This is a genomic window from 'Camptotheca acuminata' phytoplasma (genome assembly GCF_041276565.1).
In the GTDB taxonomy this organism is placed as follows: Bacteria; Bacillota_I; Bacilli_A; order Acholeplasmatales; family Acholeplasmataceae; genus Phytoplasma.
Genome location: NZ_JBGGGR010000039.1, coordinates 1 through 1352, shown reverse-complemented (window position 1 = coordinate 1352; position 1352 = coordinate 1). Strand labels below are relative to the sequence as shown.

Sequence of the window (1352 nt, the reverse complement as noted above, 5' to 3'; positions counted from 1 at the left end):
CCTGACCGCCCCAATAAAGTGGTACCAGTTCTAAGTCCCATACAAAACAAAGTCAAATTATTTATTAAAAAAAATTAATAAATGATTTGACTTTTTTTATTTATGAATGGGAATAAAAAAAGTTGAATCAAAATAAAGGAGCTTATAAAATGTCAACAAAATAAAAAAAATTTTCATTTTTTAAAAAAATAAAATCCGCGAGAGATTCTTAAAGAATTTGATTTAAATTTGTTGATGTTTGTTTGACAAAAAAATATTTTGATTTTTAATTTTTTTGAAAAAGGTTTTTTAAAATGTTTGAAAGTTATTATTTAGTTAGTGTTTTATTTCTTCTGGTGATGTGTTTATGTGTTGAGTTGATGGTTTTTACCGTTTTATATTATCGGTTAGAACAAAAATTTAAAAAAAATCAGCTACGATGTATTCCGAATTATTAGCTTTGGTTCTTGAAAATTATGTCAAAACTGATTTATTAATAGACAAGGAGTTTCAGGAATTATACAACATCATCGTTGGAAAAACAATTATTTTAAATAAAAAAAATAAAAATTTAGTTCAACAAAAAAAAGGGATAAATAATGGCTAAATCAATATACGAGATTGAAGAAATTTTATACTATTTAAAAAATAAACCCAATTTTAGAATTTATTTAACTTACGCCAAAACTAATTACAATCTTAATTTTAATAATTTGTATTTGAATTACAGCGACATCCCAAAAGTTCAAAAATTATTAAATAACGACCCACATCCACCTTTCAAAATTCAAGGTGAACCTGATTTAAACAATAAATATTTATTCAATGATTACACAAAAGTTTTATTTATTCAAGATATGCCAAAGACGAACACAGAGGACAACTTAACAGTTCAAACCAAAAAAGATTTTTTTAAAGATTTAGAAATTTAAAATAAAAAAGATATTTTAATAAATTAAAAAATATGAAAAAAATAAAAACAAATACAGAGTTGATACAAATAAAAACTCCAAAATCAATTTTTAAAACTCGAGCCATTAATAAAATAACTATTTTTAACGAACAAGGAGTTTTAATACAAAAAATAGAGTTTTTTGAAGATGGAAAAATAGGAAAAATTATTAATTATCAACCGATTTATTTTTCTTTTTCTTTTTTTTAAAAAAATTTTTTTTAATTTTTTTATTTTTAATTTTTTTATTTTTTTGTTGACAATTTATTTTTTTGTGTTATCATTAAAACAATTAATAAATAGTTTTGATTTTGAAAAAATTATTTGTTTTTTTGAAAATTGTTAATTCATTTTTAAAAAATGCAAGTTTTTTTTTCAAAAGTGGGACTTACAAGCGGTACCGGTTTTCGGGTTCAGTACC

3 protein-coding genes are annotated in these 1352 nt (G+C 21.7%); all 3 read left to right on the top strand.

Annotated features, from left to right (window positions below):
• Positions 1–418 precede the first annotated feature (418 nt).
• Genes AB6A63_RS02255 through AB6A63_RS02245 form a run of 3 tightly spaced genes read left to right on the top strand, consistent with a single transcriptional unit; the run spans position 419 to position 1141 of the window.
• The gene (locus AB6A63_RS02255) at positions 419–586 is read left to right on the top strand and encodes a hypothetical protein (RefSeq protein ID WP_370431067.1); all 168 of its coding nucleotides are present in this window, start codon (positions 419–421) and stop codon (positions 584–586) included.
• Positions 579–911 (top strand): hypothetical protein, encoded by a 333-nt coding sequence (locus AB6A63_RS02250; RefSeq protein WP_370431066.1) that lies wholly within the window; start codon positions 579–581, stop codon positions 909–911. Before AB6A63_RS02255 ends, AB6A63_RS02250 begins: the two co-directional genes overlap by 8 nt.
• 32 nt (positions 912–943) lie before the next feature.
• The gene (locus AB6A63_RS02245; RefSeq protein WP_370431065.1) at positions 944–1141 is read left to right on the top strand and encodes a hypothetical protein; all 198 of its coding nucleotides are present in this window, start codon (positions 944–946) and stop codon (positions 1139–1141) included.
• Positions 1142–1352: the final 211 nt, after the last annotated feature.

Bases quoted from the DNA above. Each gene is read 5' to 3' on its own strand.
- AB6A63_RS02245 (WP_370431065.1), top strand. From the start codon at position 944: ATGAAAAAAATAAAAACAAATACAGAGTTGATACAAATAAAAACTCCA.
- AB6A63_RS02255 (WP_370431067.1), top strand. From the start codon at position 419: ATGTATTCCGAATTATTAGCTTTGGTTCTTGAAAATTATGTCAAAACT.
- AB6A63_RS02250 (WP_370431066.1), top strand. From the start codon at position 579: ATGGCTAAATCAATATACGAGATTGAAGAAATTTTATACTATTTAAAA.